Genomic DNA, 21,789 nt, shown 5'->3' with positions numbered 1-21,789 from the left:
TTACAAAAAGCCGCTACTACTTAGGCTTCTTGGTACCGTACTTCGAACGACCCTGGTTACGACCTTTAACGCCGGAAGTATCCAAGGAGCCGCGTACGGTGTGGTAACGAACACCTGGCAAGTCTTTTACACGACCGCCGCGGATCAGTACCACGCTGTGCTCTTGCAGGTTGTGGCCTTCACCGCCGATGTACGAGGAAACCTCGAAACCGTTGGTCAGACGCACACGGCATACTTTACGCAGTGCCGAGTTAGGTTTTTTCGGCGTAGTGGTATACACGCGAGTGCATACGCCACGACGTTGCGGGCAGTTCTGCAGCGCAGGCACGTCGGATTTCTCGACGATACGCTTACGCGGCTGACGTACCAGCTGGTTGATAGTTGCCATCTACTAGCTCCACTGTTGTCTTGCGACGCTATTGTCTTGCAAGAAAAGCAAAATGGCAGGAACGAATTCCCGCCAAATTTAGGGGTACAAGAGTCTAAAGAGGATCTTGTCCCCAGTCAAGGCAAGGCCCCGACCTCCCCTCTCGTCGAACCGGGGCAAACCTGCCTCGATCCGACGAATGGGGCTGCCAGGGCCCAGACTTATTTATCGCAGAACTCAGTTACCGCTTGAGTTCAGCGCTTCGGTCAGTGCAGCTTCCACTTCACTGGCGCTTACGCGCAGCGGCTTGTCAGCATCACGGCGGCGCTTGCGCTCGCTGTGGTAAGCCAAACCGGTACCCGCCGGGATCAGACGACCCACAACCACGTTTTCTTTCAGGCCGCGCAGGTAATCGCGCTTGCCGGTTACCGCTGCTTCGGTCAGTACGCGAGTGGTCTCCTGGAAGGAGGCCGCCGAGATGAACGACTCAGTGGACAACGACGCCTTGGTGATACCCAGCAACACACGAGTGAACTTGGAGACAAATTTGTCATCCGCGCCCAGACGTTCGTTTTCTACCAGTACGTGAGTCAGTTCCATCTGGTCGCCCTTGATGAAACTGGAATCGCCGGATTCAGCGATTTCAACTTTACGCAGCATCTGACGCAGGATGGTCTCGATGTGCTTATCGTTGATCTTAACGCCTTGCAGACGGTAAACGTCCTGGATCTCGTTCACGATGTACTTGGCCAGCGCACTCACACCCAGCAGACGCAGGATGTCGTGTGGATCGCTCGGGCCGTCGGAGATAACTTCGCCGCGGTTTACCTGTTCGCCTTCGAAGACGTTCAGGTGACGCCACTTCGGAATCAGCTCTTCATACGGATCGCTACCGTCGTTCGGGGTAATGACCAGACGGCGCTTGCCTTTGGTCTCTTTACCGAACGCGATGGTACCGCTGACTTCAGCCAGAATCGACGCTTCTTTCGGACGACGAGCTTCGAACAAGTCGGCAACACGCGGCAGACCACCGGTGATGTCACGGGTCTTCGAAGTTTCTTGCGGGATACGAGCGATAACATCACCGATCGCGATCTTCGCACCATCCGCTACACCGACCAGGGCGTTGGCTGGCAGGAAGTACTGAGCGATTACGTCAGTGCCTGGCAGCAACAAGTCCTTGCCGTTGTCATCGACCATCTTCACGGCAGGACGGATGTCTTTACCGGCAGCTGGACGATCTTTCGCGTCGAGTACTTCAATGTTGGTCATACCGGTCAATTCGTCAGTCTGACGCTTGATCGTGATGCCTTCTTCCATGCCCACGTAGGTCACGGTACCTTTCATTTCGGTAACGATTGGGTGAGTGTGCGGATCCCACTTGGCCACGATTGCGCCAGCGTCGACCTTGTCACCTTCTTTAACCGAAATCACGGCACCGTACGGCAGCTTGTAACGCTCGCGCTCACGACCGTAGTCATCAGCGATTGCCAGCTCACCGGAACGGGACACAGCAACCAGGCAACCATCCACTCGCTCAACGTGTTTCAGGTTGCGCAGACGGACGGTACCGCCATTCTTCACCTGAACACTGTCAGCTGCGGAGGTCCGGCTTGCCGCACCACCAATGTGGAACGTACGCATGGTCAACTGGGTACCCGGCTCACCGATGGACTGGGCAGCGATAACGCCGACCGCTTCACCGATGTTCACCTGGTGACCACGAGCCAAGTCACGGCCGTAGCACTTGGCGCAAATGCCGTAGCGGGTTTCGCAGCTGATCGGCGAGCGAACAATCACTTCGTCGATGCTGTTGAGTTCAATGAACTCGACCCACTTCTCGTCTACCAGTGTGCCGGCAGGAACGATAATTTCCTCGGTACCTGGCTTGAACACGTCACGAGCGATGACACGACCCAATACGCGCTCACCCAACGGCTCGACAACGTCACCGCCTTCAATGTGCGGAGTCATTACCAGGCCATGTTCGGTGCCGCAATCGATCTCGGTTACTACCAAGTCTTGCGCCACGTCTACCAGACGACGAGTCAGATAACCGGAGTTAGCAGTTTTCAACGCGGTATCCGCAAGACCCTTACGAGCACCGTGAGTAGAGATGAAGTACTGAAGTACGCTCAAACCTTCACGGAAGTTCGCAGTAATCGGCGTTTCAATGATGGAACCGTCCGGCTTGGCCATCAGGCCACGCATACCGGCGAGCTGACGGATCTGCGCAGCAGAACCCCGTGCGCCCGAGTCGGCCATCATGTACATCGAGTTGAACGACTCTTGATCGACTTCTACGCCATGACGGTCGATAACCTTCTCTTTCGAGAGGTTAGCCATCATCGCCTTCGACACTTCGTCGTTGGCCTTGGACCAAAGGTCGATCACTTTGTTGTACTTCTCGCCCTGGGTTACCAGGCCGGAGGCGTACTGGCTTTCGATTTCTTTCACTTCATCAGTAGCAGCATTGATGATCTGGGCTTTTTCATCCGGGATAACGAAGTCGTTAACACCGATGGAAACGCCGGAAATGGTCGAGTATGCAAAGCCGGTGTACATCAACTGGTCAGCGAAGATCACAGTCTCTTTCAAACCAACCACGCGGTAGCACTGGTTGATCAGCTTGGAGATCGCCTTTTTCTTCATCGGCAAGTTGACGACGTCGTACGACAGACCTTTTGGCACAACCTGATACAGCAGCGCACGGCCGACAGTAGTGTCGACAATACGAGTGCCGCTCACGCTGCCGCCATCACGGTCGTTGACGGTTTCGTTGATCCGCACTTTGACCTTGGCATGCAGTGCGGCTTCGCCGGCACGGAACACACGGTCAACTTCTTGCAGGTCAGCGAACACACGACCTTCGCCCTTGGCGTTGATCGCTTCACGCGTCATGTAGTACAGACCCAATACAACGTCCTGCGACGGAACGATGATTGGCTCACCGTTGGCTGGCGACAGAATGTTGTTGGTCGACATCATCAACGCGCGCGCTTCCAACTGGGCTTCCAGTGTCAGCGGTACGTGCACGGCCATTTGGTCGCCGTCGAAGTCGGCGTTGTACGCAGCACAGACCAGAGGGTGCAGCTGGATAGCCTTACCTTCGATCAGTACCGGTTCAAACGCCTGGATACCCAGACGGTGAAGGGTCGGTGCACGGTTGAGGAGAACCGGGTGTTCGCGAATTACTTCAGCGAGAACGTCCCAAACCTCAGGCAGTTCGCGCTCGACCATTTTCTTGGCCGCTTTGATGGTAGTCGCGAGACCGCGCATTTCCAGCTTACCGAAGATGAACGGCTTGAACAGCTCAAGAGCCATCTTCTTAGGCAGACCGCACTGGTGCAGACGCAAGGTCGGGCCTACGGTAATTACCGAACGACCTGAGTAGTCAACACGCTTACCGAGCAAGTTCTGACGGAAACGACCTTGCTTACCCTTGATCATGTCAGCCAAGGATTTCAGAGGACGCTTGTTCGAACCAGTGATAGCGCGGCCACGACGACCGTTGTCGAGCAGAGCATCGACAGCTTCTTGCAACATACGCTTTTCGTTGCGCACGATGATGTCCGGTGCGGACAGATCGAGCAGACGCTTCAAGCGGTTGTTACGGTTGATCACGCGACGGTACAGGTCGTTGAGGTCGGAAGTCGCGAAGCGACCGCCATCCAACGGTACCAGCGGACGCAGGTCTGGCGGCAGAACCGGCAGAACGGTCAGCACCATCCACTCTGGCAAGTTGCCGGAACCTTGGAAGGCCTCCATCAACTTCAGACGCTTGGACAGCTTCTTGATCTTGGTTTCGGAGTTGGTTTGCGGAATTTCTTCACGCAGACGGCCAATCTCGTGTTCCAGGTCGATAGCGTGCAGCAGTTCGCGGACAGCTTCGGCACCCATGCGGGCATCAAAATCGTCGCCGAACTCTTCCAGCGCTTCGAAGTACTGCTCGTCGTTCAGCAGCTGACCTTTTTCAAGGGTGGTCATGCCTGGATCGATAACGACATAGCTCTCGAAGTAGAGAACGCGTTCGATATCACGCAGGGTCATGTCCATCAGCAAGCCGATACGGGATGGCAGCGATTTCAGGAACCAGATGTGGGCAACCGGCGAAGCCAGTTCGATGTGCGCCATGCGCTCACGACGAACTTTAGCCAGCGCAACTTCAACGCCGCACTTCTCGCAGATCACACCACGGTGCTTCAAGCGCTTGTACTTACCGCACAGGCACTCGTAATCCTTTACCGGGCCAAAGATCTTGGCGCAGAACAGGCCGTCACGCTCAGGTTTGAACGTACGGTAGTTGATGGTTTCCGGCTTTTTAACTTCACCGAACGACCACGAACGGATCATCTCAGGCGATGCCAATCCAATACGGATGGCGTCGAACTCTTCGACTTGACCCTGGTTTTTCAGCAAATTCAGTAGGTCTTTCAAGGCCTTTCCTCCTGGCGGAGCAGAGAGCGGGCTAAACAGCCCCGCTCTCGATTCGCGTCACGTGTTATTCGGTTTCCAGATCGATATCGATGCCGAGGGAACGAATTTCTTTGATCAACACGTTGAAGGACTCGGGCATGCCCGGCTCCATACGGTGATCGCCATCCACGATGTTTTTGTACATCTTGGTCCGACCGTTCACATCGTCCGACTTCACTGTGAGCATTTCTTGCAGAGTGTAAGCAGCACCGTATGCTTCCAGTGCCCAGACCTCCATCTCCCCGAAACGCTGACCACCGAACTGAGCCTTACCACCCAGCGGCTGCTGGGTAACCAGGCTGTACGAACCGGTAGAACGAGCGTGCATCTTGTCGTCTACCAAGTGGTTCAGCTTCAGCATGTACATGTAGCCAACAGTAACCGGGCGCTCAAACTTGTTGCCGGTACGGCCGTCGAACAGCTGCATCTGGCCGCTTTCTGGCAGGTCTGCCAGTTTCAGCATGGCCTTGATTTCGCTTTCCTTGGCACCGTCGAACACCGGGGTAGCCATTGGAACGCCGCCGCGCAGGTTCTTCGCCAGATCCAGGATTTCCTGGTCAGTGAAGGTGTCCAGCTCTTCGTTGCGACCGCCGATCTCGTTGTAGATCTCGTGCAGGAATTTACGCAGTTCAGCGACTTTGCGCTGCTCTTCGATCATACGGTTGATCTTCTCGCCCAGACCTTTGGCCGCGAGGCCCAGGTGGGTTTCAAGGATCTGACCAACGTTCATACGCGAAGGTACGCCCAACGGGTTGAGGACGACGTCGACCGGGGTGCCATTGGCATCGTGCGGCATGTCTTCAACCGGCATGATCACGGAGACCACACCTTTGTTACCGTGACGACCGGCCATCTTGTCGCCCGGCTGGATGCGACGACGGATTGCCAGGTAAACCTTGACGATTTTCAGCACGCCTGGAGCCAGGTCATCGCCCTGCTGCAGTTTGCGCTTCTTGTCTTCGAACTTGTCGTCCAGCAGACGGCGACGATCAACGATGTAGGCCTGGGCCTTCTCGAGCTGCTCGTTCAGAGCATCTTCAGCCATGCGCAGTTTGAACCACTGGCCGTGCTCAAGACCGTCGAGGATCTCGTCGGTGATGTCCTGACCTTTCTTCAGACCTGCGCCGCCTTCAGCCTTGTGGCCTACCAGAGCGGAACGCAGACGTTCGAAGGTCGCGCCTTCAACGATACGGAACTCTTCGTTCAGGTCCTTGCGGATCTCGTCGAGTTGAGTCTTCTCGATGGACAGTGCACGAGCATCACGCTCAACGCCGTCACGGGTGAAGACCTGTACGTCGATGACAGTACCCTTGGTACCGGTAGGTACGCGCAGGGAAGTGTCTTTAACGTCGCTGGCTTTTTCACCGAAGATGGCACGCAACAGCTTCTCTTCCGGAGTCAGTTGGGTCTCGCCTTTCGGAGTGACCTTACCCACCAGGATGTCGCCTGCGCCAACTTCAGCACCTACGTAAACGATACCGGCTTCGTCCAGTTTGTTCAGTGCAGCTTCACCCACGTTCGGGATGTCTGCAGTGATTTCCTCTGGCCCAAGCTTGGTGTCACGCGCCACACAGGTCAGTTCCTGAATGTGGATCGTGGTGAAACGATCTTCCTGAACCACACGCTCAGAGAGACAGATGGAGTCTTCGAAGTTGTAACCGTTCCAGGCCATGAACGCGATGCGCATGTTCTGACCCAGTGCCAGCTCACCCATATCGGTGGAAGGACCGTCTGCCATGATGTCGCTACGCTGAACGCGATCACCCTTGCTCACCAGCGGACGCTGGTTGATGCAGGTGTTCTGGTTCGAGCGGGTGTATTTGGTCAGGTTGTAGATGTCGACACCGGCTTCGCCAGTTTCAACTTCGTCATCGGCAACACGAACCACGATACGGCTGGCATCAACAGAGTCGATCACGCCGCCACGACGAGCCACGACGCAAACGCCGGAGTCACGGGCTACGTTACGCTCCATGCCAGTACCTACCAGCGGCTTGTCAGCGCGCAGGGTGGGTACAGCTTGACGCTGCATGTTGGAACCCATCAACGCACGGTTGGCGTCATCGTGTTCCAGGAACGGGATCAGCGACGCTGCAACCGAAACTACCTGCTTCGGCGATACGTCCATCAAGGTGACGTCTTCCGGCGCCTTGACGGTGAACTCGTTCAAGTGACGAACAGCTACCAGCTCGTCGATCAGCATTTTCTTGTCGTTCATCGTGGCCGAAGCCTGAGCGATCACGTGATCAGCTTCTTCGATGGCGGACAGGAACACGATCTCGTCGGTGACCAAAGCGTCTTTCACGACACGGTACGGGCTCTCAAGGAAGCCGTACTGGTTGGTGCGCGCATAAGCGGCCAGGGAGTTGATCAGGCCGATGTTCGGACCTTCCGGCGTTTCAATCGGGCATACACGACCGTAGTGAGTCGGGTGTACGTCACGAACTTCAAAGCCTGCGCGCTCACGCGTCAGACCGCCCGGGCCCAGTGCGGAAACACGGCGCTTGTGGGTGATCTCGGAGAGCGGGTTGTTCTGGTCCATGAACTGCGAGAGCTGGCTGGAACCGAAGAACTCTTTCACCGCGGCAGCCACTGGCTTGGCGTTGATCAAGTCTTGCGGCATCAGACCTTCGCTTTCAGCCATCGACAGACGCTCTTTGACCGCACGCTCAACACGCACCAGGCCAACGCGGAACTGGTTCTCGGCCATTTCGCCTACGCAGCGAACACGACGGTTACCCAGGTGGTCGATGTCATCGACGATGCCTTTACCGTTACGGATGTCGACCAGGGTCTTCAGNACCGCGACGATATCTTCCTTGCACAGCACGCCCGAACCTTCGATCTCGGTACGACCGATACGACGGTTGAACTTCATCCGGCCGACCGCAGACAGGTCATAGCGCTCAGGGCTGAAGAACAGGTTGTTGAACAGGGTCTCGGCAGCGTCTTTGGTTGGTGGCTCACCAGGACGCATCATGCGATAGATCTCGACCAGCGCTTCCAATTGGTTGCTGGTGGAGTCGATCTTCAGTGTGTCGGAGATGAACGGACCGCAGTCGATGTCGTTGGTGTACAGGGTCTCGATGCGAACAACCTGAGCCTTGGCGATTTTTGCCAGGATCTCGGTGTTCAGCTCGGTGTTGCACTCAGCCAGGATTTCGCCTGTAGCTGGGTGAACGATGACCTTGGCAGTGGTGCGACCCAGGACGTAGTCCAGAGGCACGTCCAGCGACTTGATACCGGCTTTTTCGATCTGGTTGATGTGGCGCGCGGTAATACGGCGGCCGGCTTCAACGATGACCTTGCCATTTTCATCCTGGATATCCAGGACGGCAATTTCACCACGCAGACGCGAAGCAATCAGTTCCAGGCTGAGGGTTTCATCCTTCAGACTGAATACGTTGGTGGTGTAGAAAGCATCCAGCACTTGCTCAGTGGTATAGCCGAGCGCGCGCAGCAGTACCGAGGCCGGCAGCTTACGACGACGGTCGATACGCACGAACACGCAGTCTTTCGGGTCGAACTCGAAGTCCAACCACGAGCCGCGGTACGGAATGATCCGCGCGGAGTACAGGAGCTTACCGGAGCTGTGCGTCTTGCCGCGGTCGTGGTCGAAGAACACGCCCGGGGAACGGTGCAGCTGGGAAACGATAACGCGCTCGGTACCGTTGATAACGAAGGTACCGTTTTCAGTCATCAATGGGATTTCGCCCATATAGACTTCTTGCTCTTTGATGTCCTTGATCGCTTTGTTCGACGATTCTTTGTCGAAAATGATCAGACGGACTTTTACCCGCAAAGGTACGGCGTACGTAACACCGCGCAACACGCATTCTTTGACATCAAATGCCGGTTCGCCCAGGCGATAACCCACGTACTCCAGCGCAGCATTGCCGGAGTAGCTGATGATCGGGAAAACGGATTTGAAGGCCGCATGCAGGCCCACGTCGCGGAACTGATCTTTAGTCGCTCCCGCTTGCAAGAATTCACGATACGAATCCAGCTGGATAGCCAGAAGGTACGGGACATCCATGACGTCCGGCAACTTGCTAAAGTCCTTGCGGATACGTTTTTTCTCAGTATATGAGTAAGCCATCAGCGTTCCCCAGCTTGGTCACCTGCTTGTTTGGCCCCTCCCGACGGGAGCAGCCAGAAAATCTCGCAAACCCCATGGTTTGCACCACCGCATCGGGTGGCTACAGCGCGTTAATGGCGGCGACCGAGTCGACAGCCAAGAACGGAAAAAGGCCGGTGGCAAGAGCCACCAGCCATCAGCCTTCAGCTTAACGCTTGGGCTGGAGACGCAAGGTCGATGCTTACTTCAGCTCGACTTTAGCGCCTGCTTCTTCCAGCACTGCTTTGGCTTTGTCAGCGGCGTCTTTCGACACTGCTTCCAGAACCTGGGCAGGAGCGCCGTCAACTACAGCCTTGGCTTCTTTCAGGCCCAGACCGGTCAGTTCACGTACTGCCTTGATCACGTTTACTTTCTTCTCGCCAGCTTCCAGCAGCATGACGTTGAATTCGGTTTGCTCTTCAACAACAGCAGCGACAGCAGCTGGACCAGCGGAAGCAGCGGCAGCAGAAACGCCGAACTTCTCTTCCATTGCCTTGATCAGCTCAACGATTTCCAGAACGGATTTTTCGCCGATTGCTTCGATGATTTGGTCGTTAGTCAGAGACATGACTATAAATTCCTGTATTGGGGTGACAGCCTACGCGGCCATCGAAATAAACAAAAAACGCNGAAAGAAGTCGCTCAGCCTTAGGCTGCGGCAGCTTCTTTTTGCTCGCGAACTGCGGCCAGAGTACGAGCCAACTTGCTGGTAGCGCCTTGAATCACGCTCATCAGCTGAGAAATAGCTTCGTTACGGGTCGGCAGTGTTGCCAGTACGTCGATTTGGTTAGCTGCGAGGAACTTGCCCTCGAACGCAGCTGCCTTGATCTCGAACTTATCCTGACTCTTGGCGAATTCCTTGAACAAACGGGCAGCAGCACCCGGATGATCTTTGGAGAACGCGATCAGAGTCGGGCCAGTGAACACGTCGTTGAGGACACTGTATTCAGTGTCAGCAACAGCGCGCTTGAGCAGGGTATTACGTACAACACGTACGTATACGCCAGCTTCACGAGCCTCTTTACGGAGTCCGGTCATAGCGCTTACTGTCACACCACGGGCATCAGCCACGACAGCGGACAGAGCAGCTTTGGCAGCCTCGTTGACTTCAGCGACGATGGCCTTCTTGTCTTCGAGATTAATTGCCACGGGTTTAACTCCTGCTTGTTACCGTTTCATCTGGCCGAAGCCGGATGTCGTTTTGGTGTCTGATTCGGTAAGGAACCGGGAGCACCATCTGCGTAGGCTTGAGGTTTAAGGCTTGCGCCGCCTACGGTCTTGGATAGCCCCCGCCAGGCAGGGACCCCAATTTTTTCAGTTGCCGCGATCTCTCGCGACAACTTGTGTCTTATACGTCCAGCGAGCCTTGGTCGATGACCAGACCTGGGCCCATAGTGGTGCTCAGGGTAACGCGCTTAACGTAGATACCTTTCGAGGAAGCTGGCTTGATACGCTTAAGATCAGCGATCAGGGCTTCAACGTTTTCCTTCAGCTTGACGGCGTCGAAGCCGACTTTGCCAACGGAGGTGTGAATGATGCCGTTTTTGTCGGTGCGATAACGAACCTGACCAGCCTTGGCGTTTTTAACCGCGGTAGCTACGTCTGGCGTTACGGTGCCGACTTTAGGGTTAGGCATCAGACCACGTGGACCGAGGATCTGGCCCAGCTGACCTACAACGCGCATTGCATCCGGGGAAGCAATAACTACGTCGTAGTTCAGGTCGCCGCCTTTCATTTCGGCAGCCAGGTCGTCCATACCAACGCGATCGGCGCCGGCGGCCAGAGCAGCTTCAGCTGCTGGGCCTTGGGTGAAGACAGCAACACGTACAGTCTTGCCAGTACCGTGTGGCAGCACAGTAGCGCTACGAACGACCTGGTCGGATTTACGTGGGTCAACACCCAGGTTTACAGCAACGTCAACGGACTCGCTGAACTTGACAGTCGACAGCTCAGTCAGCAGGGCAGCAGCGTCTACAAAGTTGTAGGCCTTGCCTGCTTCGATTTTGCCGGCGATAGCCTTTTGGCGCTTGGTCAGCTTAGCCATTACACACCCTCCACGTTAAGGCCCATGCTACGAGCAGAACCGGCGATGGTACGCACGGCTGCATCCATATCAGCTGCAGTCAGATCCGCGTTTTTGGTTTTCGCGATTTCTTCCAGCTGAGCACGAGTTACGGTGCCAACCTTAACGGTGTTAGGACGAGCGGAACCGCTAGTCAGACCTGCAGCCTTCTTCAACAAAACCGAAGCCGGGGTCGACTTGGTTTCGAAAGTGAAGCTACGGTCGCTGTATACAGTGATGATCACTGGAGTCGGCAGACCTGGCTCAATACCCTGAGTACGGGCGTTGAAGGCCTTGCAGAATTCCATGATGTTCACGCCGTGCTGACCCAGAGCCGGGCCGACAGGTGGACTTGGGTTGGCCTGAGCGGCCTTCACTTGCAGCTTGATGTAAGCGGTAATCTTCTTGGCCATGAGGCACTCCAATTACGGGTTCAAACGCCTCGAAAGGCTCCCCGGTTACTTGCGCGTTTATCCCAGTGACGACAAAACCCCACAGCCTAAGGCTGCGGGGTTGGGATGCTTGCTCAGCTAGACCTTCTCGACCTGGCTGAACTCCAACTCTACCGGAGTAGAGCGACCGAAAATGAGCACTGCCACTTGGATCCGGCTCTTTTCGTAGTTAACTTCTTCGACGGTTCCGTTGAAATCAGCAAACGGACCATCTGTGACACGAACAACCTCACCCGGCTCGAACAACGTCTTCGGCTTAGGTTTGTCGCTACCATCAGCAACACGACGCAGAATCGCTTCCGCCTCTTTATCAGTGATCGGCGCAGGCTTATCGGCAGTACCGCCGATNAAACCCATGACACGAGGAGTGTCCTTGACTAAGTGCCAAGTACCTTCATTCATGTCCATCTGAACCAGCACGTAGCCAGGGAAGAACTTGCGTTCGCTTTTGCGCTTCTGACCATTCCGCATTTCAACCACTTCTTCAGTGGGAACCAGAATTTCGCCGAAGCCATCTTCCATGCCTGCCAGCTTTACGCGCTCTAGCAAAGAGCGCATAACATGCTTCTCGTAACCCGAGTAAGCATGCACAACGTACCAACGCTTAGCCACGGGACACCCTTAGCCAACAATCAAGGAAACAAGCCAGCCGAGCAGGGAATCAAGCCCCCACAACAGCAACGCCATAACCAGAACAACAGCCACAACGATCAACGTGGTCTGCGTGGTTTCTTGGCGAGTCGGCCAAACGACTTTACGGATTTCGGTGCGAGCTTCCTTTACCAGGACCGCGAAAGACTTGCCTTTGGCAGTCTGCAGGCCTACAAAGGCAGCTACAGCAGCAAGGGCCAGCAAAGCGAGCACACGGTACAGGATCGGCGAAGCAGAATAATACTGATTGCCAACAACGCCTACGACCACCAACGCGACTACGGCGAGCCACTTGACGAGATCGAAACGAGAGCTTTGAGCTTCAGCCTTAGGAGTCATCTATGAAGATCCTGTGAAAAGAAAGCCAGATACACCACGTGAATCTGGCAGGTCAGGAGGGAATCGAACCCCCAACCTACGGTTTTGGAGACCGTCGCTCTGCCAATTGAGCTACTGACCTAAAACAAAATCAGGCCGACCATTATGCCGGCCCGAAAAAGACATTACAACAATTTACTCGATAACTTTGGCTACAACACCAGCGCCGACGGTACGACCGCCCTCACGGATAGCGAAACGCAAGCCATCTTCCATCGCGATGGTTTTGATCAGGGTGACAGTCATCTGAATGTTGTCACCTGGCATCACCATTTCGACGCCTTCCGGCAATTCGCAGTTACCAGTCACATCAGTAGTACGGAAGTAGAACTGCGGACGGTAGCCCTTGAAGAACGGAGTATGACGCCCGCCCTCCTCCTTGCTCAGAACGTAAACCTCAGCAGTGAACTTGGTATGCGGCTTGACGGTGCCCGGCTTGACCAGAACCTGGCCCCGCTCAACATCATCACGCTTGGTACCGCGCAGCAACACGCCGCAGTTCTCGCCAGCACGACCTTCGTCGAGCAGCTTGCGGAACATTTCAACACCAGTGCAAGTAGTTTTGACAGTGTCACGAAGACCAACAATCTCAACTTCTTCCTGAATGCGGACAATGCCGCGCTCAACACGACCAGTCACAACGGTGCCACGACCGGAGATCGAGAACACATCCTCGATCGGCATCAGGAACGGCTTATCAATAGCACGCTCAGGCTGCGGAATATAAGTATCCAGCGTCTCGACCAACTTCTTGACGGCAGTGGTACCCATCTCGTTGTCGTCTTGACCATTCAACGCCATCAGCGCCGAACCAATGATGATCGGAGTGTCGTCACCCGGAAAATCGTAAGTGCTCAGCAGATCGCGCACTTCCATCTCAACCAGTTCCAGCAGCTCGGCATCGTCAACCATGTCAGCCTTGTTCAGGAAGACAACGATGTACGGAACACCAACCTGACGAGACAACAGAATGTGCTCACGAGTTTGCGGCATCGGACCATCAGCAGCCGAGCAAACCAGGATAGCGCCATCCATCTGAGCAGCACCGGTAATCATGTTCTTTACGTAGTCGGCGTGACCTGGACAGTCAACGTGTGCGTAGTGACGCACGGCCGAATCGTATTCAACGTGAGCAGTGTTAATGGTGATACCACGTGCTTTTTCTTCTGGGGCGCTATCGATCTTGTCGAAGTCAACCTTTGCCGAACCGAAGACTTCGGAGCAGACACGGGTTAGCGCAGCGGTCAGGGTAGTTTTACCGTGGTCTACGTGACCAATGGTGCCTACGTTGACGTGCGGCTTATTACGTTCGAACTTTTCCTTAGCCATCGAAGCAACCCCCAGCAGAAGAATTAAACAGTAATACCCTCCATTAAAACAAAGGCAGATATTTTCATATCTGCCTTGTTATATGGAGCTCTTGAGCGGATTTGAACCGCTGACCTCACCCTTACCAAGGGTGTGCTCTACCAACTGAGCTACAAGAGCAAAACACCGTGCACAACCTGCAAACTTGGAGCGGGTAGCGGGAATCGAACCCGCATCATCAGCTTGGAAGGCTGAGGTTCTACCACTAAACTATACCCGCGGAGCTTGCAGCTCACGCTAAAAATGGTGGAGGGGGAAGGATTCGAACCTTCGAAGTCGTAGACGTCAGATTTACAGTCTGATCCCTTTGGCCGCTCGGGAACCCCTCCTAAGCGAGCCGGCATTCTACATCACGCCGGCCTTCTGTCAAGCATTTTCTCATTAAAAATATGAGGTTAGCTGCGTTGACCTTCGCTTCACGCTGTAGACCGTAAAGGTCTTCACTGCGAAGCGGGCGCCATTCTATGCAAACTATTCGACAGTTGCAACGCCTTCGCACAACATTATTTTATGTTTTAACTCATTGAATTCTTTGGAAAGGTTTAGCAGCTGAAGATCATCCACTAAACGCCGGCTTTCAGGTGCTACACGGAGCCAGTAACCAGCCAAATCAGTGGGGTCTTTTGGCAAGGATTGAACCTTGATATCCATCCCACCCAGTCGGCGCTCAGCTGCCAAGGCGACTTCCTGACGAGTAAAACCACCCAAATAAAGGCAGCCACTGTCCGTCGACGCCGACTTTCCCTTCTCACGCCCCGTATCAGTTGCCTCGCTTAGCAAACGGATATCCTGCTGTGATCCTCGATACAAGCTCAAAGGCGTTACATCTTTCGCACGCAGCGGGGCCTCTTGTTGATGCCAGATGTAATAGAAGATATTGAGAACCAGCAACAGTAGGAACAACCAACGCATAAGTACCTCAAGACAAAGGGCATGCCATCGCCAGACCTACAAACACCAGGTCTGGAACCAGCCTGGCATCCGGTACGATTTCGGAGACGAGCGCCGCATCGCCTCCCGTGAGGAATACCGCAAAATCCTCCCCCCAATAACTACGCGCCATTTCCAGCTGAGTCAGGACGAACCCCCTCAACATCAGCGAACATCCACGCTCAACCGCCTCAACAGTTGTGCGGCCAGGCACGAGGCTTTCCAGCGCACGCTCGGCAGCGATATCGCCATAGCGAATCTTGCGGGTATGCGTTCGCAACTGGTTGCGCATCAGAGGCATTCCAGGGCAAATAAACCCACCAAGATGCTCTCCATCCCTGGCAATAAAATCAGCTGTCACTGCCGTACCGAAATCGAGCACCAGACAAGCCCCTGGAGAAAGATGAAATCCACCAAGCATCGCAAGCCAGCGATCAAGCCCCAACCGCTCGAACTCTTCGTAACCATTTCGGACGCCAGCCATCTCGCGCGCTGGCGCGGCGCATATCGCGAACACTGAGAACGCTTGTGCCAGCAGAGCAGTCAATACACCAGTCTCTTCAGTCGTTCTTACACTGACCAACCGGCATTGTTTGAGGGATAGCCCCTCAAGTCGATTCAGGCTTTCCAGTAACGCGAGATCCGAATCCACCACACCCTCTCCAAACACCTGCTTGGCATCCGCATGGAGAACGCGCCACTTTATAAAACTGTTTCCGCAGTCGAGCTCAAGAATCATCACGCAACCTCAGGCTGAGCTCACCACCACTAAAGACTTTTTCCACACCATTTACCTTCAAGCGCAAGGCACCCTGATTATCGATACCCAACACCTCACCATCAATCTGATTGACGCCAGCAATCAACGAGACTGCCCGCCCCTGCCAAAGATGGTTCTGCTCCCATTCCCGCTGAATAGCGGAAAACCCATCAGTCTGATGACGGGCCAGATATTTCTGAAGCATTAACCCTAATTGCGCGACAAGGTGATTGCGATCAAACACCTTGCCCGACTCCAGCCGCACGGATGTCCATTGCTGATCAATCTCATCGGTTGCCTGCATGTTCACATTAATTCCAACACCCAGCACCACGTGACACACATCAGCAGGGTCGCCCACCAACTCGAGCAATATCCCGGCGATCTTTTTCTGGCCAACCAGAACATCGTTGGGCCACTTCAAGCCCGCGCCCGGGATACCGAGATCTCTCAACGCCTGCATGACAGCAAGCCCAACCACAAGACTCAACCCTTCGAGCTGACGCATTCCGCCCTCGATGCGCAATACGAGGCTGTAATAGATGTTTTCAGCGAAAGGACTGGCCCAATTTCGCCCACGTCGGCCGCGACCCGCAGTCTGCCGCTCGGAGAGCACCAGGAATGGCGCAGCCTGGCCACGGTCTATGGCGCGCAAGGCTTCAGCGTTAGTGGAGTCAATTGAGTCGAAGAGCAGAATAGGCCAGTCGCATGAGGGCGCCTGTTCTTTTATGCCGGCAGGATCAAGCAGCGTCAGTGGCGCAGCCAGTTGATAGCCACGTCCGCGCACCTTGTGGATGGACAAGCCAAGCTCAGCCTCTAAATGCTGTAGCTGCTTCCATACCGCACTACGACTGACGCCCAAGGCGACGCCCAGGGCCTGACCCGAATGGAATCGGCCATCTTTCAGAAGTTCTAACAACGTCAGCATGCAAGTATCGCCTCACAATGAGGCACGCATGATAGCCATGCCCCGAGCCGTTGCATAGAAACCCCGAAGCCAGATTTTCCTGCGAAAAAAACAAAACCCCTACCTGCATACGCAGATAGGGGTTTCGGAATTTAATCTTGACGATGACCTACTCTCACATGGGGAAACCCCACACTACCATCGGCGATGCATCGTTTCACTGCTGAGTTCGGGATGGGATCAGGTGGTTCCAATGCTCTATGGTCGTCAAGAAATTCGGTAGCCAGGTCGTTTGCCTTACGGCCCTCGCTTCAGCAAATTGGGTATGTGACAGCTTTCGGTGTTTTGTGAGATCGAACTTTCGGTTCTATCGTCTTCACACACCGCAATCTGGTCTCTTTCGCTTTTCAGCTCGGAGCATGCAAATTGCTTGGGTGTTATATGGTCAAGCCTCACGGGCAATTAGTATTGGTTAGCTCAACGCCTCACAGCGCTTACACACCCAACCTATCAACGTCGTAGTCTTCGACGGCCCTTCAGGGGACTCAAGGTCCCAGTGAGATCTCATCTTGAGGCTAGTTTCCCGCTTAGATGCTTTCAGCGGTTATCTATTCCGAACATAGCTACCCGGCAATGCCACTGGCGTGACAACCGGAACACCAGAGGTTCGTCCACTCCGGTCCTCTCGTACTAGGAGCAGCCCCTCTCAAATCTCAAACGTCCACGGCAGATAGGGACCGAACTGTCTCACGACGTTCTAAACCCAGCTCGCGTACCACTTTAAATGGCGAACAGCCATACCCTTGGGACCGGCTTCAGCCCCAGGATGTGATGAGCCGACATCGAGGTGCCAAACACCGCCGTCGATATGAACTCTTGGGCGGTATCAGCCTGTTATCCCCGGAGTACCTTTTATCCGTTGAGCGATGGCCCTTCCATACAGAACCACCGGATCACTAAGACCTACTTTCGTACCTGCTCGACGTGTCTGTCTCGCAGTCAAGCGCGCTTTTGCCTTTATACTCTACGACCGATTTCCGACCGGTCTGAGCGCACCTTCGTACTCCTCCGTTACTCTTTAGGAGGAGACCGCCCCAGTCAAACTACCCACCATACACTGTCCTCGATCCGGATAACGGACCTGAGTTAGAACCTCAAAGTTGCCAGGGTGGTATTTCAAGGTTGGCTCCACGCGAACTGGCGTCCACGCTTCAAAGCCTCCCACCTATCCTACACAAGCAAATTCAAAGTCCAGTGCAAAGCTATAGTAAAGGTTCACGGGGTCTTTCCGTCTAGCCGCGGATACACTGCATCTTCACAGCGATTTCAATTTCACTGAGTCTCGGGTGGAGACAGCGCCGCCATCGTTACGCCATTCGTGCAGGTCGGAACTTACCCGACAAGGAATTTCGCTACCTTAGGACCGTTATAGTTACGGCCGCCGTTTACCGGGGCTTCGATCAAGAGCTTCGCGTTAGCTAACCCCATCAATTAACCTTCCGGCACCGGGCAGGCGTCACACCCTATACGTCCACTTTCGTGTTTGCAGAGTGCTGTGTTTTTAATAAACAGTCGCAGCGGCCTGGTATCTTCGACCGGCATGAGCTTACGGAGCAAGTCCTTCACCCTCACCGGCGCACCTTCTCCCGAAGTTACGGTGCCATTTTGCCTAGTTCCTTCACCCGAGTTCTCTCAAGCGCCTTGGTATTCTCTACCCAACCACCTGTGTCGGTTTGGGGTACGGTTCCTGGTTACCTGAAGCTTAGAAGCTTTTCTTGGAAGCATGGCATCAACCACTTCGTCATCTAAAAGATNACTCGTCATCAGCTCTCGGCCTTAGAATCCCGGATTTACCTAAGATTCCAGCCTACCACCTTAAACTTGGACAACCAACGCCAAGCTGGCCTAGCCTTCTCCGTCCCTCCATCGCAATAACCAGAAGTACAGGAATATTAACCTGTTTTCCATCGACTACGCTTTTCAGCCTCGCCTTAGGGACCGACTAACCCTGCGTCGATTAACGTTGCGCAGGAAACCTTGGTCTTTCGGCGTGGGTGTTTTTCACACCCATTGTCGTTACTCATGTCAGCATTCGCACTTCTGATACCTCCAGCAAGCTTCTCAACTCACCTTCACAGGCTTACAGAACGCTCCTCTACCGCATCACTTACGTGATACCCGTAGCTTCGGTGTATGGTTTGAGCCCCGTTACATCTTCCGCGCAGGCCGACTCGACTAGTGAGCTATTACGCTTTCTTTAAAGGGTGGCTGCTTCTAAGCCAACCTCCTAGCTGTCTAAGCCTTCCCACATCGTTTCCCACTTAACCATAACTTTGGGACCTTAGCTGACGGTCTGGGTTGTTTCCCTTTTCACGACGGACGTTAGCACCCGCCGTGTGTCTCCCATGCTCGGCACTTGTAGGTATTCGGAGTTTGCATCGGTTTGGTAAGTCGGGATGACCCCCTAGCCGAAACAGTGCTCTACCCCCTACAGTGATACATGAGGCGCTACCTAAATAGCTTTCGAGGAGAACCAGCTATCTCCGAGCTTGATTAGCCTTTCACTCCGATCCACAGGTCATCCGCTAACTTTTCAACGGTAGTCGGTTCGGTCCTCCAGTTAGTGTTACCCAACCTTCAACCTGCCCATGGATAGATCGCCCGGTTTCGGGTCTATTCCCAGCGACTAGACGCCCTATTAAGACTCGCTTTCGCTACGCCTCCCCTATTCGGTTAAGCTCGCCACTGAAAATAAGTCGCTGACCCATTATACAAAAGGTACGCAGTCACCCAACAAAGTGGGCTCCCACTGCTTGTACGCATACGGTTTCAGGATCTATTTCACTCCCCTCTCCGGGGTTCTTTTCGCCTTTCCCTCACGGTACTAGTTCACTATCGGTCAGTCAGTAGTATTTAGCCTTGGAGGATGGTCCCCCCATATTCAGACAAAGTTTCTCGTGCTCCGTCCTACTCGATTTCATGACTAAGAGATTTTCGCGTACAGGGCTATCACCCACTATGGCCGCACTTTCCAGAGCGTTCCGCTAATCTCAAAGCCACTTAAGGGCTAGTCCCCGTTCGCTCGCCACTACTAAGGGAATCTCGGTTGATTTCTTTTCCTCAGGGTACTTAGATGTTTCAGTTCCCCTGGTTCGCTCCATACACCTATGTATTCAGTGTAAGGTAACCATCTTATGATGGCTGGGTTCCCCCATTCAGACATCTCCGGATCAAAGTCTGTTTGCCGACTCCCCGAAGCTTTTCGCAGGCTACCACGTCTTTCATCGCCTCTGACTGCCAAGGCATCCACCGTATGCGCTTCTTCACTTGACCATATAACCCCAAGCAATCTGGTTATACTGTGAAGACAACATTCGCCGAAAATTCGATAATACTCAATTACGAGTAACTCACAAATTTTACCTTAGCCTGATCCGTTACCAGTGAAAGTAACGTTCAGTCTATCTTTCTATCACATACCCAAATTTTTAAAGAACGATCTAATCAAAGACTAGAAATCAATATTCATCCGAATATTCATTTCTAAACTCTAACAGCAGAAGCAGTTATATGGTGGAGCCAAACGGGATCGAACCGTTGACCTCCTGCGTGCAAGGCAGGCGCTCTCCCAGCTGAGCTATGGCCCCATAACAAAATTGGTGGGTCTGGGCAGATTCGAACTGCCGACCTCACCCTTATCAGGGGTGCGCTCTAACCAACTGAGCTACAGACCCAATTTCGAGCTTTAAGGTGTTAGCTTGGAGCTATCAGCTTGGAGCTTAAAGCTGCTTCTATCGTCTTCTTCAATGAATCAAGCAATTCGTGTGGGAACTTATGGAGCAGCTGATGTCGTCGATTAAGGAGGTGATCCAGCCGCAGGTTCCCCTACGGCTACCTTGTTACGACTTCACCCCAGTCATGAATCACACCGTGGTAACCGTCCTCCCGAAGGTTAGACTAGCTACTTCTGGTGCAACCCACTCCCATGGTGTGACGGGCGGTGTGTACAAGGCCCGGGAACGTATTCACCGCGACATTCTGATTCGCGATTACTAGCGATTCCGACTTCACGCAGTCGAGTTGCAGACTGCGATCCGGACTACGATCGGTTTTGTGGGATTAGCTCCACCTCGCGGCTTGGCAACCCTCTGTACCGACCATTGTAGCACGTGTGTAGCCCAGGCCGTAAGGGCCATGATGACTTGACGTCATCCCCACCTTCCTCCGGTTTGTCACCGGCAGTCTCCTTAGAGTGCCCACCATTACGTGCTGGTAACTAAGGACAAGGGTTGCGCTCGTTACGGGACTTAACCCAACATCTCACGACACGAGCTGACGACAGCCATGCAGCACCTGTCTCAATGTTCCCGAAGGCACCAATCTATCTCTAGAAAGTTCATTGGATGTCAAGGCCTGGTAAGGTTCTTCGCGTTGCTTCGAATTAAACCACATGCTCCACCGCTTGTGCGGGCCCCCGTCAATTCATTTGAGTTTTAACCTTGCGGCCGTACTCCCCAGGCGGTCAACTTAATGCGTTAGCTGCGCCACTAAGAGCTCAAGGCTCCCAACGGCTAGTTGACATCGTTTACGGCGTGGACTACCAGGGTATCTAATCCTGTTTGCTCCCCACGCTTTCGCACCTCAGTGTCAGTATTAGTCCAGGTGGTCGCCTTCGCCACTGGTGTTCCTTCCTATATCTACGCATTTCACCGCTACACAGGAAATTCCACCACCCTCTACCATACTCTAGTCAGTCAGTTTTGAATGCAGTTCCCAGGTTGAGCCCGGGGATTTCACATCCAACTTAACAAACCACCTACGCGCGCTTTACGCCCAGTAATTCCGATTAACGCTTGCACCCTCTGTATTACCGCGGCTGCTGGCACAGAGTTAGCCGGTGCTTATTCTGTCGGTAACGTCAAAACACTTACGTATTAGGTAAATGCCCTTCCTCCCAACTTAAAGTGCTTTACAATCCGAAGACCTTCTTCACACACGCGGCATGGCTGGATCAGGCTTTCGCCCATTGTCCAATATTCCCCACTGCTGCCTCCCGTAGGAGTCTGGACCGTGTCTCAGTTCCAGTGTGACTGATCATCCTCTCAGACCAGTTACGGATCGTCGCCTTGGTGAGCCATTACCTCACCAACTAGCTAATCCGACCTAGGCTCATCTGATAGCGCAAGGCCCGAAGGTCCCCTGCTTTCTCCCGTAGGACGTATGCGGTATTAGCGTCCGTTTCCGAACGTTATCCCCCACTACCAGGCAGATTCCTAGGCATTACTCACCCGTCCGCCGCTCTCNANAGAGNANAANTNCTC

Annotated in this window: 13 protein-coding genes, 6 tRNA genes and 3 rRNA genes; all 22 read right to left on the bottom strand. The window is 54.2% G+C overall.

What is annotated here, in order from left to right:
- Window positions 1-16: 16 nt before the first annotated feature.
- Window positions 17-388 carry a 30S ribosomal protein S12 gene (gene rpsL / locus B7L09_RS20505; RefSeq protein ID WP_002555494.1) on the bottom strand — a complete coding sequence of 124 codons (372 nt, stop codon included), beginning with the start codon at window positions 386-388 and terminating at the stop codon, window positions 17-19.
- Between the two features lie 216 nt (window positions 389-604).
- Window positions 605-4,804: a DNA-directed RNA polymerase subunit beta' gene (gene rpoC / locus B7L09_RS20500; protein ID WP_094470388.1), complete on the bottom strand. Its 4,200-nt coding sequence runs from the start codon at window positions 4,802-4,804 to the stop codon at window positions 605-607.
- A gap of 64 nt (window positions 4,805-4,868) precedes the next feature.
- Complete coding sequence (gene rpoB, locus B7L09_RS20495; protein ID WP_094470387.1) at window positions 4,869-8,942, bottom strand: DNA-directed RNA polymerase subunit beta; 4,074 nt, start codon at window positions 8,940-8,942, stop codon at window positions 4,869-4,871.
- A 220-nt stretch (window positions 8,943-9,162) separates the two neighbouring features.
- Window positions 9,163-9,528, bottom strand: a complete 366-nt coding sequence (rplL, locus tag B7L09_RS20490) for a 50S ribosomal protein L7/L12 (protein ID WP_094470386.1) — start codon at window positions 9,526-9,528, stop codon at window positions 9,163-9,165.
- A gap of 80 nt (window positions 9,529-9,608) precedes the next feature.
- A complete protein-coding gene (rplJ, locus tag B7L09_RS20485; protein WP_056861893.1) occupies window positions 9,609-10,109 on the bottom strand; it encodes a 50S ribosomal protein L10 in 501 nt (166 codons plus the stop codon).
- Window positions 10,110-10,308: 199 nt separating this feature from the next.
- The gene (rplA, locus tag B7L09_RS20480; protein ID WP_003232403.1) at window positions 10,309-11,004 is read right to left on the bottom strand and encodes a 50S ribosomal protein L1; all 696 of its coding nucleotides are present in this window, start codon (window positions 11,002-11,004) and stop codon (window positions 10,309-10,311) included.
- On the bottom strand, window positions 11,004-11,435 hold the full coding sequence (gene rplK, locus B7L09_RS20475; protein ID WP_003210097.1) for a 50S ribosomal protein L11: 432 nt from the start codon (window positions 11,433-11,435) through the stop codon (window positions 11,004-11,006). Before rplK ends, rplA begins: the two co-directional genes overlap by 1 nt.
- 117 nt (window positions 11,436-11,552) lie before the next feature.
- A complete protein-coding gene (nusG, locus tag B7L09_RS20470; protein WP_094470385.1) occupies window positions 11,553-12,086 on the bottom strand; it encodes a transcription termination/antitermination protein NusG in 534 nt (177 codons plus the stop codon).
- A gap of 9 nt (window positions 12,087-12,095) precedes the next feature.
- Window positions 12,096-12,464: a preprotein translocase subunit SecE gene (gene secE / locus B7L09_RS20465; protein WP_003194658.1), complete on the bottom strand. Its 369-nt coding sequence runs from the start codon at window positions 12,462-12,464 to the stop codon at window positions 12,096-12,098.
- A gap of 45 nt (window positions 12,465-12,509) precedes the next feature.
- A tRNA-Trp gene (locus tag B7L09_RS20460) sits at window positions 12,510-12,585 on the bottom strand.
- A 53-nt stretch (window positions 12,586-12,638) separates the two neighbouring features.
- Window positions 12,639-13,832 carry an elongation factor Tu gene (gene tuf, locus B7L09_RS20455; RefSeq protein ID WP_010467251.1) on the bottom strand — a complete coding sequence of 398 codons (1,194 nt, stop codon included), beginning with the start codon at window positions 13,830-13,832 and terminating at the stop codon, window positions 12,639-12,641.
- 83 nt (window positions 13,833-13,915) lie between these two features.
- Window positions 13,916-13,991, bottom strand: a tRNA-Thr gene (locus B7L09_RS20450).
- Between the two features lie 26 nt (window positions 13,992-14,017).
- Window positions 14,018-14,091: transfer RNA gene (locus B7L09_RS20445), tRNA-Gly, on the bottom strand.
- Between the two features lie 24 nt (window positions 14,092-14,115).
- Window positions 14,116-14,200 (bottom strand) — tRNA-Tyr (locus B7L09_RS20440).
- Window positions 14,201-14,342: 142 nt separating this feature from the next.
- Window positions 14,343-14,783: a hypothetical protein gene (locus B7L09_RS20435; RefSeq protein ID WP_094470384.1), complete on the bottom strand. Its 441-nt coding sequence runs from the start codon at window positions 14,781-14,783 to the stop codon at window positions 14,343-14,345.
- Between the two features lie 7 nt (window positions 14,784-14,790).
- On the bottom strand, window positions 14,791-15,540 hold the full coding sequence (locus B7L09_RS20430) for a pantothenate kinase (protein WP_094470383.1): 750 nt from the start codon (window positions 15,538-15,540) through the stop codon (window positions 14,791-14,793).
- Entirely contained in the window at window positions 15,530-16,489 is a 960-nt protein-coding gene (gene birA / locus B7L09_RS20425) for a bifunctional biotin--[acetyl-CoA-carboxylase] ligase/biotin operon repressor BirA (RefSeq protein ID WP_094470382.1), read from the bottom strand. Before birA ends, B7L09_RS20430 begins: the two co-directional genes overlap by 11 nt.
- Window positions 16,490-16,624: 135 nt before the next feature.
- Window positions 16,625-16,740 (bottom strand): 5S ribosomal RNA (gene rrf, locus B7L09_RS20420).
- Window positions 16,741-16,909: 169 nt separating this feature from the next.
- Window positions 16,910-19,801 (bottom strand): 23S ribosomal RNA (locus B7L09_RS20415).
- 238 nt (window positions 19,802-20,039) lie between these two features.
- Window positions 20,040-20,115, bottom strand: a tRNA-Ala gene (locus B7L09_RS20410).
- A gap of 10 nt (window positions 20,116-20,125) precedes the next feature.
- Window positions 20,126-20,202, bottom strand: a tRNA-Ile gene (locus B7L09_RS20405).
- Between the two features lie 123 nt (window positions 20,203-20,325).
- A 16S ribosomal RNA gene (locus tag B7L09_RS20400) occupies window positions 20,326-21,789 on the bottom strand; the annotation flags it as partial.

The sequence above is a fragment of the Pseudomonas mandelii genome (assembly GCF_002251635.1).
Classification (GTDB): domain Bacteria; phylum Pseudomonadota; class Gammaproteobacteria; order Pseudomonadales; family Pseudomonadaceae; genus Aquipseudomonas; species Aquipseudomonas mandelii_B.
This window is presented reverse-complemented; position numbering and strand designations above follow the sequence as displayed.

What these genes read in the sequence shown, in the direction of transcription:
- rplK (WP_003210097.1), bottom strand. Translation starts at nt 11,435, where the DNA reads ATGGCCAAGAAGATTACCGCTTACATCAAGCTGCAAGTGAAGGCCGCT.
- B7L09_RS20430 (WP_094470383.1), bottom strand. Translation starts at nt 15,540, where the DNA reads ATGATTCTTGAGCTCGACTGCGGAAACAGTTTTATAAAGTGGCGCGTT.
- rplL (WP_094470386.1), bottom strand. Translation starts at nt 9,528, where the DNA reads ATGTCTCTGACTAACGACCAAATCATCGAAGCAATCGGCGAAAAATCC.
- rpsL (WP_002555494.1), bottom strand. Translation starts at nt 388, where the DNA reads ATGGCAACTATCAACCAGCTGGTACGTCAGCCGCGTAAGCGTATCGTC.
- secE (WP_003194658.1), bottom strand. Translation starts at nt 12,464, where the DNA reads ATGACTCCTAAGGCTGAAGCTCAAAGCTCTCGTTTCGATCTCGTCAAG.
- tuf (WP_010467251.1), bottom strand. Translation starts at nt 13,832, where the DNA reads ATGGCTAAGGAAAAGTTCGAACGTAATAAGCCGCACGTCAACGTAGGC.
- birA (WP_094470382.1), bottom strand. Translation starts at nt 16,489, where the DNA reads ATGCTGACGTTGTTAGAACTTCTGAAAGATGGCCGATTCCATTCGGGT.
- B7L09_RS20435 (WP_094470384.1), bottom strand. Translation starts at nt 14,783, where the DNA reads ATGCGTTGGTTGTTCCTACTGTTGCTGGTTCTCAATATCTTCTATTAC.
- rplA (WP_003232403.1), bottom strand. Translation starts at nt 11,004, where the DNA reads ATGGCTAAGCTGACCAAGCGCCAAAAGGCTATCGCCGGCAAAATCGAA.